This is a genomic window from Schaedlerella sp. (genome assembly GCF_056796775.1).
The window spans coordinates 12574-27460 of record NZ_JBQIKP010000058.1 but is presented as its reverse complement, the minus strand read 5'-3'; the positions used below and the strand labels follow the sequence as shown (position 1 = coordinate 27460).

Annotated in this window: 14 protein-coding genes; 4 read left to right on the top strand and 10 right to left on the bottom strand. The window is 46.3% G+C overall.

What is annotated here, in order from left to right:
* Positions 1–107: 107 nt before the first annotated feature.
* The gene (locus ACTOY7_RS18825) at positions 108–635 is read right to left on the bottom strand and encodes a BRO-N domain-containing protein (protein ID WP_482672530.1); all 528 of its coding nucleotides are present in this window, start codon (positions 633–635) and stop codon (positions 108–110) included.
* 25 nt (positions 636–660) lie between these two features.
* A complete protein-coding gene (locus tag ACTOY7_RS18820) occupies positions 661–879 on the bottom strand; it encodes a helix-turn-helix transcriptional regulator (RefSeq protein WP_482672531.1) in 219 nt (72 codons plus the stop codon).
* A gap of 178 nt (positions 880–1057) precedes the next feature.
* On the opposite strand from ACTOY7_RS18820, the gene ACTOY7_RS18815 reads away from it, so the two are divergent.
* From ACTOY7_RS18815 to ACTOY7_RS18800, 4 genes are all read left to right on the top strand, one after another.
* Positions 1058–1558 (top strand): helix-turn-helix domain-containing protein, encoded by a 501-nt coding sequence (locus tag ACTOY7_RS18815; protein ID WP_482672532.1) that lies wholly within the window; start codon positions 1058–1060, stop codon positions 1556–1558.
* Complete coding sequence (locus tag ACTOY7_RS18810) at positions 1555–2565, top strand: ImmA/IrrE family metallo-endopeptidase (RefSeq protein WP_482672533.1); 1011 nt, start codon at positions 1555–1557, stop codon at positions 2563–2565. The genes ACTOY7_RS18815 and ACTOY7_RS18810 overlap by 4 nt, the downstream gene beginning before the upstream one ends.
* Positions 2566–2652: 87 nt before the next feature.
* Positions 2653–3621, top strand: coding sequence for a DUF3644 domain-containing protein (locus ACTOY7_RS18805; protein WP_482671336.1), 969 nt, complete (start codon positions 2653–2655; stop codon positions 3619–3621).
* A gap of 434 nt (positions 3622–4055) precedes the next feature.
* Complete coding sequence (locus ACTOY7_RS18800) at positions 4056–5213, top strand: tyrosine-type recombinase/integrase (protein WP_482671335.1); 1158 nt, start codon at positions 4056–4058, stop codon at positions 5211–5213.
* Between the two features lie 22 nt (positions 5214–5235).
* Here the strand turns inward: ACTOY7_RS18800 and ACTOY7_RS18795 are convergent, their stop codons facing one another.
* The 8 genes from ACTOY7_RS18795 to ACTOY7_RS18760 all read right to left on the bottom strand — a co-directional run bounded on the left by ACTOY7_RS18795 (position 5236) and on the right by ACTOY7_RS18760 (position 14787).
* A complete protein-coding gene (locus ACTOY7_RS18795) occupies positions 5236–5541 on the bottom strand; it encodes an aldo/keto reductase (RefSeq protein WP_482671334.1) in 306 nt (101 codons plus the stop codon).
* A gap of 714 nt (positions 5542–6255) precedes the next feature.
* Positions 6256–7614, bottom strand: coding sequence for an ATP-binding protein (locus tag ACTOY7_RS18790; protein WP_300884970.1), 1359 nt, complete (start codon positions 7612–7614; stop codon positions 6256–6258).
* Positions 7615–7825: 211 nt separating this feature from the next.
* A complete protein-coding gene (locus ACTOY7_RS18785) occupies positions 7826–10366 on the bottom strand; it encodes an ABC transporter permease (RefSeq protein WP_482671333.1) in 2541 nt (846 codons plus the stop codon).
* A complete protein-coding gene (locus ACTOY7_RS18780) occupies positions 10317–11114 on the bottom strand; it encodes an ABC transporter ATP-binding protein (protein ID WP_482671332.1) in 798 nt (265 codons plus the stop codon). Before ACTOY7_RS18780 ends, ACTOY7_RS18785 begins: the two co-directional genes overlap by 50 nt.
* 108 nt (positions 11115–11222) lie before the next feature.
* The gene (locus ACTOY7_RS18775; protein ID WP_482671331.1) at positions 11223–11405 is read right to left on the bottom strand and encodes a hypothetical protein; all 183 of its coding nucleotides are present in this window, start codon (positions 11403–11405) and stop codon (positions 11223–11225) included.
* Positions 11406–11580: 175 nt separating this feature from the next.
* Positions 11581–12405: an energy-coupling factor transporter transmembrane component T family protein gene (locus ACTOY7_RS18770; protein WP_160283593.1), complete on the bottom strand. Its 825-nt coding sequence runs from the start codon at positions 12403–12405 to the stop codon at positions 11581–11583.
* A complete protein-coding gene (locus ACTOY7_RS18765; RefSeq protein ID WP_482671330.1) occupies positions 12402–14162 on the bottom strand; it encodes an ABC transporter ATP-binding protein in 1761 nt (586 codons plus the stop codon). The genes ACTOY7_RS18770 and ACTOY7_RS18765 overlap by 4 nt, the downstream gene beginning before the upstream one ends.
* Before the next feature lie 73 nt (positions 14163–14235).
* A complete protein-coding gene (locus tag ACTOY7_RS18760; RefSeq protein WP_160283591.1) occupies positions 14236–14787 on the bottom strand; it encodes an ECF-type riboflavin transporter substrate-binding protein in 552 nt (183 codons plus the stop codon).
* Positions 14788–14887 lie beyond the last annotated feature (100 nt).

Sequence of the window (14887 nt, the reverse complement as noted above, 5' to 3'; positions counted from 1 at the left end):
CTCCTTCATTTAATCCGGTGAACTTGTCCATATCTACTTTTCCGGTTCTCTGGTTCTGGAAAACCACTGCGTATGTTTTGAGCATTTCTCACACCACCTCCTCCGCTCTACTCCAACGTTAAATGCATCTGCTCATATTCTGGAACTTTCACAAAATCATCAACCAGCTGGATACCATATTGCCTACAGATTAACTGTGCGTTCTCTGTTACCTTGTAAGGCGCTGAACCCTGCCTCTCCATCAATCTGGATATTGCATTGATGAGTTTTGCTACATCCCCCGGATGCTCTGTGAGAGGAATCTGCAATGCATAAATACCTGTCTTGCGAATTGCCGGAAGTACTTCTGCCGTCACCCAATGCTTGAACTTCTTTGCGGATTCCAATTTGCTTCCAAAAATCATTGAATATAAACCAGATTCGTTAATTATATGCATTTCGCGTTTTTGACCTGACCCGTCAAATTGACTGGTCAGCTTATCTTCATTATCAACATGCTTTCTTAGCGCCTGGTCTGTGTCTTTATATCCCAAGGCTTCTGCTACATCCTTACCCACAAACCACGGTTCTCCATCAAGTATTACTGTTCGTACCTGCCCAAACTCGGCATTTTCAAAAATTTTGATGTTATACATTGTTCCTCCTTAATAGAATTCTCATTTATGAGACTAATTGACTAAAAAAAATTGCAGTTGCTTCGTCTACAGATAATCCAAGTACGTTTACAATCTTATCCGCCTCGCATATACTAATATTTCCGCCCTGTGAATTGATTTTTCGATACAACGTAGCTCGATCTACTCCAATTTTTTTAGCTACATCCTCTACACTAAATCCATTCTCTACAAACTTACCTTTTAATTTATTTACGTTGACCAAAATTTTCCCTCCTTTTGAATTCTCATTTATGAGACATCTCTATATTAACATCATTTCATAATCCCGTCAACACATTTTTTCTCGTTTATGAGATTTTTTCATTCATTTTTTAATTATATGGTTGCAAATTTGCGAATATCATGTTATTATATCTTTAGGAGATAGGAGGTGATATCTAATGTCTATAGGAGATAGAATTAAACAAAGGCGGATAGATTTAGAATTGACCGCAGATGACCTTGCACATAGAGTTGGAAAATCTCGTGCTACTATTTATCGTTATGAAAATGGAGACATTGAAAATATGCCAACAACTGTTTTAGAGCCCTTAGCAGATGCTCTCTACACAACTCCCGCTTATCTCATGGGATGGACAAATGATCCACACAACTGGGAACAAATTGGTAACGATCATGGGATATATCCACCAAAAGATTATGAAGGCAGTTATGCAGAGTACGTAAAATTTAAAATGTACGAAGATCAAGATTCCTTAATTGACAGCTATTATGATGCACACCCTGAACAAGATATCAATGAGCCCTTTAGGGATGAGTTCTCACCGGAAGTACGAGCAGCAGCTAGGGGAATGATGGAATTATCTCCAGAAGACCAAAAAACTGCCATTGATATGATTAACTATTTATCCCAAAAAGGCAGAGAGGCGAAAAAAGATTGAAGATTCCTCAATATGCAAGATACGAATATTGCAATAAAAGAGCTTGTGAATTCCTTGAAGAATTCAGTATTAAGTCTTTTCCAATTGATGTAAAAAGCATTATTTATAAAAGTAGATGGGGTCTGGTGAAATATTCTGAACTGATGAAGCGTTTCTCTTGTAATCGTACAACAGTCATTCGTTGCCTTGGTAGTACAGATGGATTTACTACGTGGGATGGCTACAATTATACAATATCTTATAATGATGATATATCTCTTGGGGAACGAACTAGATTTACTTTAATGCATGAAATTGGACATATATACTTAAAACATTTAACAGATTTTGAGGCTACTACAATATACCGAGGCTCTTTATCCAGGCAGGAAAATAAAGTACTCGAAAATGAAGCAAATGCTTTCGCACGAAATGTTTTATCACCTGCATCAATGTATCTCACATTAAAAAATAAGTCTGTTTCAAACGTCGCTAGAACTTTTGGGATAACTGAAGCTGCAGCAGAAACTCGTATTGACTTTATCAACCGTGATGTTGAACTAATAAAAACATTAAACTTGTCACATAAAATCATGTTGGTCTACCATAGGTTTATGACTAAGCGAAAGTGTAATATATGCCATGCACAATTTTTCAACACATACACATATTGTCCTATATGTGGTTCAAAAAAATCACTACAGTGGGGAGATGGAAAAATGATTTATCAAAAATTAGAGACTTATGATAATGGTAATGGTAAACTAAAAGAATGTCCTAATTGTCAAAACGAAGAAACTAATATTGATGGTAATTATTGTCATATTTGCGGGGAAAATCTCGTGAATCTTTGTTCATATGATAATTGTCCTAATTCTGAGCCTTTACCTACTAATGCGCGATATTGCCCTGTCTGTGGAAGCAAATCAACATTTTTAGAAATAGGATTTCTAAAAGAATGGAATTATAAAGAAAACGATTTTATGAGTATTCCGGATGAAATAGATCCCGAATTACCCTTCAATTAGTTTCACCTTTCATAAACCACTTTCCAGCGATTTTAATGACAATTTAAGATACTGGAAACTAAAACGGAAAATGGAGAACAATACGAGATGGATTTAGCAAAACGTTTATTGGAAAAATCAAAAGAAGCATTTACAATGGCAATAGAATTATATAATAAGCCTACTATCAAATATAGAGTTGAAGGATTTAGTATGTTTATTTGTAATGCTTGGGAACTCATGTTAAAAGCTTACATGATAGAGAATTTAGGTGATGCTAGTATTTATTATCCAGACAATCCCGACAGAACTATCGCTCTTTCTGATTGTATAAAAAAAATATTTACAAATAATAAAGATCCTTTGCGAATTAATTTGGAAAAAATTGTAGAATTACGCAATACCAGTACGCACCTTATCGTAGAAGAATATGAAATGGTATATGTCCCTCTCTTTCAGGCATGTGTATTAAATTTTAACGATAAAATGATGGATTTTCATAATATAGACATGACAGAAATAATACCTCAAAATTTTTTAACTCTATCAGTGAGTCTAAGATCATTGAATGAAAGCGAAATTGTAGCAAAATATCCTGAAATTGTTAGTAAGAAATTTCTTGATATGAAAAGTATGATTGAAACCTTGGAAGATACTGAAAACTCTAAATTTGCAATCAACATTAATGTAAATCATTATATGACTAAAAATCCAAAACACGCTGACGCAACATTTCATATTGCTAAAGAAGGCGAAGAACCTATTGCAATTATTAGAGACATTAAAAACCCTGAACTTCTATTCAAATATACAACAAAAACATCAATTGACACCCTTATAACTATGCTAAAGCGAAAGAAAATATTACTCAAATATCACGGTGAGAATGTAACTTTTAATAAGTTCCATTTCTCTAATTTGGTAAAATATTATGGAATTAAAGATAATGATAGATTTTGCTGGAAATATACCGTTGGAAATACAAGTTTTTTTAGATATTCACAACAAGCATTAGATTTTCTTGCAGAAGAACTTAAAAAGGATCCTGAACATTTATTAGATAACATAAAAAAATAAGTCAACCCCAGGGGCAAAGGAATTCTAAGCCTTATGGCCTACTCCTATTCAGGAACCCAGCCTTATCCTTCACGAGTTAACTTATTTATAGTATAATAGTATGCTCCTTTTTTGTCAACGTATGTACTAAAATTTATACAAATAAACTTCCCCGGTGCAAGCGCTCAAATGTCCACTGGACATTTGCCTCCTGCAATTCTTGCAGGAGCGGGGTATTAGCGTCAGCTTCGCCCTTCGTTACGCAGCAAGCTGCGGGGTATTAGACCCGAAGGGAATGAAAAACCGCCCGATGTTACCAGCACCGAACGGCTTTATGTAGCACACCCAAAGATGTACAAACAAATTTTAACCAGATTCATTGTATCATCTTTGGTGACGGTCTGCAAGAGACAGGCTGTCTTTTTTATACCTTTTTTTTTCAGGAGGATGATACCATGGCACGTAAAAAGAAGTACCCTAAGCTCCCCAACGGCTACGGATCCATCAAAAAGCTGTCCGGAAAGCGCCGTAATCCCTATGGCGTCTATCCGCCTTCCACAGAGCTGATCGCCCCCGGCCAATACGCCCCTGTGAAAGCGATCTGCTACGTGGACGATTATATGAAGGGCTTTGCCGTCCTGACTGCCTGGCATGCAGGAACCTATTATCCGGGATTCGAACGGACCCTGAACGACTTTGATCAAAACCGGACTCTGAACAGCACCATGGACAATATCCTGCTGGATTACCTGCAGGCGGCAAGGGTTGAGCAGAACAAAGAGAAAACCGCTACCTTTGCGGAAGTATACGAGGGATTTTATAGAGACAAGTATGAGGATTCGAAAAAGACATATTCCAAGGCAAGTATGAATTGTACAAAAGCTGCTTTCAAAAATTGCGCCGAATTGCATGACAAGCCTTTTGCTGACCTGCGGTACAACGACCTGCAGAACGTCATAGATAATTGCCCCAAAAAGCATTCCTCGCTAGAGCTGATCCTGTCCCTCTTCCACCAGATGTACGCTTATGCTGAAAAGTTTGAGCTCTGCGAAAAAGATTATTCTGTACACGTCAAGATAAAGAAGGCAGAGGATAACGAACACGGCGTCCCATTTTCTGAGGACGAACTTGCAATACTCTGGCAGCACAAAGAGGATCCTGTCGTGGAATTTCTTCTGATCATGTGCTATTCCGGATACCGTATAAAAGCCTATGAAACCATCGAGGTAAACCTGGAAGAAAAATATTTCCGGGGCGGTGTAAAGACCGAAGCCGGGAAAGACCGCATTGTCCCGATACATTCCGGGATCTATCCAATGGTGAAGCGACGTATTAAAAATCAGGAAGTGATTCTTGATGTAACTTCAAGAGTCTTTCGAAACCGGATGTATCAAACTCTGGAGCGGATCAGGATGCAGAGGCATACTCCCCATGATGCCAGGCACACCTTCTCCATGCTCTGCGAAAAGTACCATGTGAATGAAAATGATCGGAAACGGATGCTTGGACATGCTTTCCAGGATATTACAAATAAGGTCTATGGACACAGGACGGTTGAGGAGCTCCGCAAAGAGATTGAAAAGATTAAAATACCAGTGAAAAACAGTACATAAATTCTCTTACGTTAGTGACACGTTAGCGACAAGCACAACAAAAAAGCCCATAAATACGGGCTTTTTTCATAATGAACTTATCCGCCACATAATAGCTCTCTCTGGGATATTCCGCCAGGGCTTTTCCCAGAAATTCCTCGGACTTTCCGTTGTGGTAGATGTAGGCTGTGTCATAATAATTGACCCCTCCCTGATAAGCCCTGTCTATGATCGCCTTAGCCTTCCCATAATCAATGTTCCCCTGATCCTCACCGATGACCGGCAGACGCATGGCTCCCATGCCCAGCATGGACAGCTTCGCTGAACTCTTGAACTCTTTATACTGCATATCATTTCCTCCTTCATCTCTGTGACGCGCTTCCGAAATCATCGCGGCAGGAATCCGCAGAATATAACTGTTCACGACTTAACCAGCCGTGTAAGCGGTGACCGCAGAAGCACATATTGTTTTTATTATTATACAGAATCGCGGAGGAAATCTCAATGACTCTGGCCATACTTTTGATCGACTTTATAACTTCCCGTTACAGGTCACACCTTGACCAGGCGTGCCCTGTAACTCAGGCCGTCATTTAAAATTGCCTACGGCAATGGACGGCCTGAATCCCAGCTTTTATGCGCATCCTCCTGACCAATCAGCGTAGTGATTGGTCAGGGTGTGACATGTAACAACTTCCCGTCTTCATTTCGAAACTCCGTGATTTATCCTCCAGCCCTTCTGCCCGGATGTATTAATCGCAGGAATCTACCGTCTGTTCTGTTTCCTGACGTACAGTACGGTTTGTCAGCAGTTCCAGTTCTTTGATACTGGGCCATTAACTGAATTTAGCATAAGATTCGCAAAAACGCTTCATAAAAATCCTTCTCCTTGTTTTCTTTACTTTCCCATCGCGATTGGATTTTAGTTTTTCAAGAATTCCAGCCAATCTGCCACTGCTTTCTTTTTGTTCTTCATAGTACGATCTTGCTTTATATCATGATAGAATGAGGAACAAGCTTCTTTATAAATGAAAAATGCGTTAAGAAAATGTTCCGGAGTCTCTTACAGCCCCAGGTTAAATGGAATCCGGCCGCAGAGATAGAGCGGAACAGAATACTTTCTGTCCTCGATTCCGCCATAGGTGTTTTTCAGCTGATAAATAAAATCCAGCTTTCCTCTTTCCAGCAGAGCATTTGCTGTATTTGCCCTGTTTTTCCCTCTTTTTACTTCCAGGCCGTAATCCATGTTGTCTATCCGGCTTCTGACATAAAAATCCAATTCACCGCTTGTCCTTTTATCTATGGCAAACCATGGCACCTGGCCGGCTATTTCCTGTTTCCGAATCCGTCTGACAAGCTCAAGGTAGACAAAATTTTCACACAGAACCCCTTCAATGATACTCAATGGCTCTCCAGTCAGCTTCAGAAAATAGCCTGCTACCCCCAAATCATTAAAGTAATACCGGCAGTTATCTACAATATCCAGATTACTGCAATCCACACTCATACTGCAATAGCCAATCTGGTGCGACAAAAACAGCCAGCTGATGGCATAGTTCGTCATCTTTTTTGTAATTCTCCCGCTTTCTTCTTTAAAAATGATCTTCGTCAAATCTGTGGTCAGATCCGGCGTTCCTTTTTTTTCTTTCAGAAGAGTTGCCGCGATCGAAGAAAATATCTTTTCAAACATTTGCAATTCTAATGGGCTGTCAAAGTATCTTGAAGATTCTTTGACAAATATCTGGATCAGATTGCTTATCATTGCTTCACAATCCGGAATGCTTCTGCTTTCCAAATATGTGGTTACAACCTCCGGATATCCGCCAATCTGTAGATAAATATGAAAGTATGATTTTAATTCATCATATCCGGCATGATCCGATCCACCATATAAGTCAATGGATTCGTATAGTCCGCGCCTATGAAACGCATCCAGAAATTCAGGAAATGTAAGCGTGGTCATTGTAAGCACCTCTGTGTCCCCGGCTGAAAGAAAATACTCTTTTTCCCGTGTTTTTCCAAGATAAGACCCCGTCACAATAAAATGTGCCTTAAAATCTCTGGCAAATTCCCTGATCTTACTATATACAACAGATGATTCCTGGATTTCGTCAATCACGATCAGCAGATCTTCACAATCTGAAAAATCAGGGTCGTATAGCTGGAACGCTTTATAAACCGGATTGTTTTCCCGCTTCTTCCCCGGCTCCCAGCTTGCAGCCGTTTCGAGACACTGCAGAAAATCCTTGCCCGAACTTCCGATCATATTAATATAGACATGACTCTGATACTCTTTTTTGGCAAATTTTTCCAGAATATATGTTTTTCCGACCTGACGCGCTCCCTCAAGTTCCAGAACCTTATGATTGCTTTTACTTTTCCACGCAAGTAATTCCTTGTAAATGTCACGTTTTAGTTCCATGCTCCCCCTCCTTTGTTGACTGTTCTAAAAATGAATTTCTTACATAAAAGAATAGCACAAATCCGTAAGGTTTACCACTTTAAAAACTGAACATATTTGAGTAAAACAGTAACTTTTTCAAAGAATAAGAAAGAATAGTTTGACCGACAAGGTCTCTCTGGTCAGCCAGAGCAGGGGACGATTAGCGCTGTACATTTAAGGCCCCCGCACTTCACTCCACTCCCCGCAGCCTCTCCACCACCGTTCCTTTTTTTTCCATACTCCGGTAAGCCATCAGCGGCACCGCCGCGCATACTGCCAGCACAAGTGCCGATGCCGCCGCCATCGGAAGCGCCGGTACCGCAAAGGGTACCTTCCGGTAATTCATGGACTGGTACAGCGCACAGGTTGCCGCCAGCCCGGCCGTCCAGGTGACGAGCAGGGAGCCGCCCGCGAACAGAAGCCCTTCCAGCACCAGCATCTTCCGAACCTGCTTTGCGCTCATGCCGACACTTTCCATGACTGTGATCACCAGCTCCCGGCTCCGGATATTTCCCACCAGCGTATTCACATAATTCAAAATCCCGATCAGGGCCAGGATCAGCACGATCCCAAGTCCCACCTCCATCATATTTCCCTGAGCCTTTTTCACGGTCTTCATCTCATCCAGCTTGGATTCGCAGGAAATGTTTTTGGAATACCCGCTGTCTTCGACCATCCGCCGAAGCTCCGCCTCCATCTCTTCATCATACTCCTGCCGGTAGCGGAGGCTGACCTTAAACACAAAGGGATGCTCTGAAAATTCCCGCAGGGTACGGCTGCTGACGATCACTGTAGGAGCGAAGCTTGCCAGACCTCCGGTATAATAATACTCATCCGTCAGGCCTGAGATCTGAAATGTCCTCATATGCTCCGGATCCTCAAAGGCTGCGCAGGTCACTTCCTTTCCCTGTACATCCCTGTCCTTAAAATCCAGATTGTCCCGGTACAGGATGCAGGTCTCTCCGCGTAAAAATGCTTCCTCATCCACAGGCTGCGCCAGCGTACTGTTCAGATAGGAGAACTCCGCCTCATTGATCCCCACCAGGAAGGAACTGTATTCCTCCGGGTGTTCCTGATATTTCTTCCTGCCCTCCTCATAAGTCTCATATGGCATCCACATGTCATAAAACTCTTTCATCCACATTTCTGAAAAATCCGGTTCCCAGGGGACCAGGATCTCCGCGCACAATACTTCGTGGACCTCTTCCAGAGCTTCTTTCTCTTTCAGTCCCCTGAGAAATTCCTCGTCCATCACCTGCCGCCAATCCTCCCGGTCTTCTTTTTTCAGAGTCTTATTCACCAGCACCATGTCCATATCCATGTAGTTGGACACGATCGTCCGTGCCGCCTGGCTGTCCAGCAGGGTGACCAGACACAAAAACAGCGACAATCCGACAGACAGAGACAGGATCACCATTCCGGATTTCTTTTTATCCTTCATGAGCTGCTCCTTTGCCAGACGCCACAGGATGCCGCCCCGCCCGGTCCCGCGGCTTCGCTTCCCGGACTGCGCCGGACGGTATCCCAGCGCCTCCACCGGGGACGCGGCTTCCGCGATCCGTGCCGGTCTGTACCCTGCCGCAAATACCGTCAGCCCGGACAGAAGCACTGCCAGAAACAGCACCGCGGGGTGAAATGCCACCCGGACGCGTTCATTTTCTCCCAGATAGACTCCCATGGATCTCACAACCGAGGGGATCACCCAGAAGGACACGCCGGTTCCGGCAAGCAGACCGCCCCCAATTCCCGCCGCCGCAAGAATGGCCAGCTGCCGCCGCACCAGACAGCGGATCTGCCTTCCCGACATTCCTATGGTCTGCAGCAGCCCGTAATACCGGATGTTTCCGGAAACAGAAAGGTACATGATATTGTAGATCAGCAGGTAGGAGCACAGACAGGCGATAGCGGCCAGCCCCAGGATGCCCCCAAGGACCTGAACCGAAGACTCATATTCCGAATTAAAAAACAGGTTCTGCTGCTTTTCCAGGTTCAGGCTCTCAGTAAATGCCTCCTGCTTCGCCCGTGTCATGTACGTTTGCTTAAAATCGATCATATACCGTCCGGAGCCTACATTAGACAGCTCCTCCCCGGTCTGGTCGTAAAAAGCTTTGGACACAAAACAAACATTTTTGGCCCCGTATCCGTCCCACATGCCGGAGATCCGAAACTCCCCTGTAAATTCCCCCGAGCCGGTGCCGTAGGTCATGGTAAAGGTATCCCCTGTTTTTAATCCTTCCAGGCCGCAGGCCCTGAGGCAGTCCCTTTTGACCAGCACCTCATTGTACTCCCGTGGATAATGCCCCTCCATCCAGGTCCTGCCGGGCCCTCGCATTTCCTCCCAGCAGACTTCATCGTCCCAGATCAGTCCGGCATCCGGCGTATCATTCTGATCGGTCTCCACCACGTAGCCGGCTACCGCCTCAATCCCGGAGTGCAGGATGTCGGGATTTTCCCGGCACAGCTTCTCCTGCTCCGGGGTCAGTCCGTACAGATACGCGTCAAAATCCGCGCCATGAAGCCGGATATTCTGTGTCCGCTGCATTTCAAAAAAAGTGATCCCTACTGTAAAAACGCAGAACAGTAAAAAGGTAGAAAACAGGATTGCCAGAAAAATGCTGATATTCCGTCGGCGGTTGGTCCGGAAGGAACGCCTGGCCATACTCTGGATGACTGCGGTATTGTTATTTTTCAGCATGGCTGACACCGCCTTTCTCTTCCTGCTTCTCTCCATCCGCCTGAGCATCCGCTTTGGATCCGTCCATACATGAGCCTTTCGTCCCCTGATCCTTCTCTCGCTCTGCCCCGCTTCGCTCCACGATCCGCCCATCCTCGATCCGCACGATCCGGTCCGACATCTGGGCAACGTCGTTGTCATGAGTGATCAGTACCACCGTCTGCTGAAACTGCTTTGCCGCCAGCTTTAACAATCCGATCACGTCATGGCTGGTGGCGGTGTCCAGATTTCCCGTCGGTTCATCGGCCAGCAAGATCGCCGGCTTGGACACCAGGGCCCGGGCAATGGCGGCCCTCTGCTGCTGGCCGCCTGAGAGAGTACCCGGAAGCGCCTCCTGCTTCTCTTTCAGCTTCAGAAAGTCCAGGATCTCCTCCGCAAATTCCCGGTCCACATACCGCCCGTCCAGCTCCACAGGGAGCACCACATTTTCAAATACATTCAGATCCGGCACCAGATTGTAGTTCTGGAACACGAACCCCACCTTCCGGCGGCGGAACACCGCAAGCTGCTCCTTGTTCATCTCGTTTAAATTTCTCCCGGCCACATAGACCTCTCCGCCGGTGGGCACATCCAGCCCGCCGATCATGTGGAGCAGCGTGGATTTTCCCGACCCGGAGGTACCGATGACCGCCACAAACTCCCGCTCCCTGACGAGAAAATCCATGCCGTCCAATGCCTTTACTGTATGCTCCCCAAGCTGATAATATTTTTTCAGGTTTTTTGTCCTGATGATCCATGATTCCATATGCGTTCCTCCTCGTATAAACAGAGTATATCTCAAAAGAATCACAAACCGTTCTCAATCTGATATTTTTCTAACTGTGCATGTGAATCTTTTTAAGAAACAGGATCCTTATACTGTTCCGTCAGCAGCAGACATCACCCTGCATCTCTTTTTATAGAACACGATTCCATATTTTAAGATGCGACCGACACCCTCCTCAAGAAGCTCTTCTTCATATTTTTTTCGCTCAATCCGCTCCAACGCCTCCAGATTGTTTAACCCTGTAAAAATACTCTCCTTCGAGGTACGCATACGAAAATTGATGACCTGCTTGCGCGTCAGCGCAATACCATTATACCAGAAATCCCATAAGAGTTGCGCAAAAAAAATCCCGGAATCACTGACTCAATTCCGAGACTTTTTTATTGAGGTAAACCCGTTGGGGATCCCTTGTGAAACGATCGAACAGCCATCATGGGATGCTCATCTAGAAGGGATTCCAATACCGTCCCCCGTTCACTGCTTGCAGCACAAAGGAAATCCCGATCAGCCCGAAGCCCAGGATCATGGTTCCATAATCCAGCCCGGTAAACTTCCGCTCCCGATACCAGGTCCGTTTCGGCTCTTTTCCGAAGCACCGCAGCTCCATGGCGTTGGACACCACTTCGATCCGATCCATGCTGGAGAGGATCAGCGGCATCAGGATCGCCGTCGCGCCTTTCAGCCGCTTGATGATGTTCTCCTTCCCGGACAGCTCCACACCTCTTGCCTGCTGTGCCAGAGAAATGGAATGGAACTCGTCCATCACGTCCGGGATGTACCGGAGCGCCAGCGACACGGAATAGGAAATCCGGTAGCTCACTCCCAGCTTGTTCAGCGACGCCGCAAATTCACTGGGCTGCGTGGTGGACACAAAGAGAATGACCACCGGGATGGTTGCCGTATACTTGAGGATCACATTTGCATGGTACAGCAATTGCTGTGCCGTGACGCTGTATCTTCCGATCAGGTCTATGAGCACCGTCCGGGAGCCGTACAGGCTGACCCCGTGCTCCGGGGAAAACAGGTAGATCAGCAGGTTATTGAGGAACAGAAAGACCAGGGAAAAGATCAGGATCACCTTCACTTCCCTCACCTTGATCTTAGACACCCGAAACAGCACCAGCGCGCAGACCGTAAGGAGGATCAGATACCGTGTGTCGAAGGTGATCATGGCCGCCAGAACCCAGCAGAGCATACACGCCAGCTTGGCCGCCCCTGTCAGTCTGTGGATCGGAGAAACTCTGTCGATATAATTAAATAACTGGATCATCCTCTTTTTTCCTCCTTCCTATCGTTTTGTGCCGCCGCGCCGCCGGCCTGACGGTCTCTGCCTTCCTCCTCATAGTCGATAAAATGCTGCACGAACACATTGGGATCCTCGATCCCGCAGAGCAGCGACAGGTCGTAAAGCGATGTCTCCTTTAGGTTGGCCCGCTCAATGATCTCCGGGTTGGTCAGGATATTTGCCGAGGTGTCGTTGGCGATCACCTGCCCGCCGGAAAATACGACGGCCCGCTGGGCGTATTCCAGCATCAGATGCATGTCGTGGGTGATCATGACCACCGTGATCCCCCGGCCGTGGAGTTCGTTCAGAAATTCCATAATCTCCGTATAATGCCGGTAATCCTGTCCCGCCGTAGGCTCGTCCAATATGATCATCTGGGGATCCAGCGCCAATATCGACGCAATGGTGACACGCTTCTTCTGGCCGAAGCTCAGTGCGGACACCGGCCATTTCCGGAAGGGGTAGAGCCCGCAGATCTTCAAAACCTCCTCCACCTTCGCCGTGATCTCCGATTCCGGCACATTTCTCTGGCGCAGGCCGAATGCCACCTCGTCAAAGATCATGGGCTTGGAGATCATCTGGTTGGGATTCTGCATCACGTATCCGATCCGGTCGGCACGTTCTTTGATGCTGTAGCTTTTCATATCCAGCCCCTGGAATGTCAGTGTTCCCAACTGCTGCTTCTCGAACCCGCAGACCACCTTGGAAAATGTGGATTTCCCCGCGCCGTTGGTTCCTACGATTGCAAGAAGCTCCCCTTCATTGATGGAAATATTGATATCCTTCAGAGCATGAAAGCCGTTATCATATGTAAAATCAATCTTCTCCGCAGTCAGAAGCGCCTTGCCTTCCGGTTTCTCTTTTGCCAGCTTCCGAGCGTGAAACCAGGTCCGGACTTTGTGTTTGTCTTCCTCTGTCAGTGTCAGGCTCCGGATGCCGCGGGGGTGGCATTTGGGCGTGATCTTCACTCCCGCGTATTTCAGGGCGGTCAGATACAGAGGCTCCCGGATCCCGTTGTCCAGCAGTACATCCGTGGAAAGCAGTTCATCCGGCGGCGCGTCTGTCACGATCCGGCCGTCCTTCATCAGCACGATCCGATCCACGTCCCGCCACAGCACGTCTTCCAGGCGGTGCTCGATGATGATGACCGCAGCCCCGGTCTCCTCCTGGATCCGGTCTATGATCTCAATGGCCTTTTTTCCGGTGGCCGGATCCAGATTCGCCAGCGGCTCATCAAACAATAAAATGCTGACCTCATTGACCATCACGCCTGCCATAGAGACCCGCTGCTTCTGGCCTCCGGAAAGGGCATCCGGCGAGTGCTCCAGATGATCTCCGATGCCGACCTGGCGCGCCACCTGCCTGACGGTCTTTTTCATATCATCCTGCCCGACGCAGGCATTTTCCAATGCAAACGCAATGTCCTCCGCAACGGTCAGGCCGATGAACTGTCCGTCCAGATCCTGCAGGACCGTTCCCACCATCCTGGAGATCTCAAAGATGCTTAAGTGTTTTGTCTCCTTCCCCTGGATCGTCAGCTTCCCGGTGGATTCTCCCGGATACGCAAATGGGATCAATCCGTTCATACAATGGGTCATCGTCGATTTCCCGCAGCCTGACGGACCCGCGATCAGGATCTTCTCTCCGGGATAGATCTCCAGATTGATGTCCTTTAAGGTCGGCTCTGCCTGCGCGTCATACTGAAAACCAAAGTTTTCGAATTTTATGATCGGTTCTTTCACGAATCATGTCCTCCTATTTCGTTTCGCATGGAAAAAAGGGCAGCGTGCGAGCCACCCCTCCTGATGTTTTTCCTTAATCTTCCTTTTTCAAAGATCCCTTTTTCGCCCTGGTAGATGCGTACGCAAAGCACAGGATCGTACCTACAACCGCGGTAGACAGAATATTTCCCACACTGCCCACTGCTCCCTGCAGGAAAATCTTTTCCACAGGCTCGTTGTAGATCAAAATGTCCAGTCCCGGCGCGATCAGTCCCCAGGAAATCAGATGCGCGATAATCTGGACCACGTTAAAGATCACGGCGCCTTTGACACCGAATTCGCCCTTGGACAGATCAATCTTATAGCCTACGAATCCCATCGCCAGTCCGAAAAACGCGGAACCCGCAACCCAGCTCCACCATACGCCCCAGCCGCTTGCCAGGTCGCTCAAGAAATGTCCGATCAGTCCCATCAGACAGCCTGCCAGAGGACCGAACAGCATCGCCATGACTCCGATCACCGGATAGTGCACGCTCAGCTTCAGGTTCGGGATCGGAGTGGGGATTGCGATATAGGTGCTCAGCACAAAAAATAACGCTGCCCCGATACCGATTGCTACGATTGTTTTTACTGCAAAATTCTTCATGTGTAAATCCTCCTCTATTCCTTTTTATATACGCTAAAGGCCGGTTGGCCGAACGTATCAAAAGTATGATGCTTACCGTCCTGCCCGCATGCGCAAAACA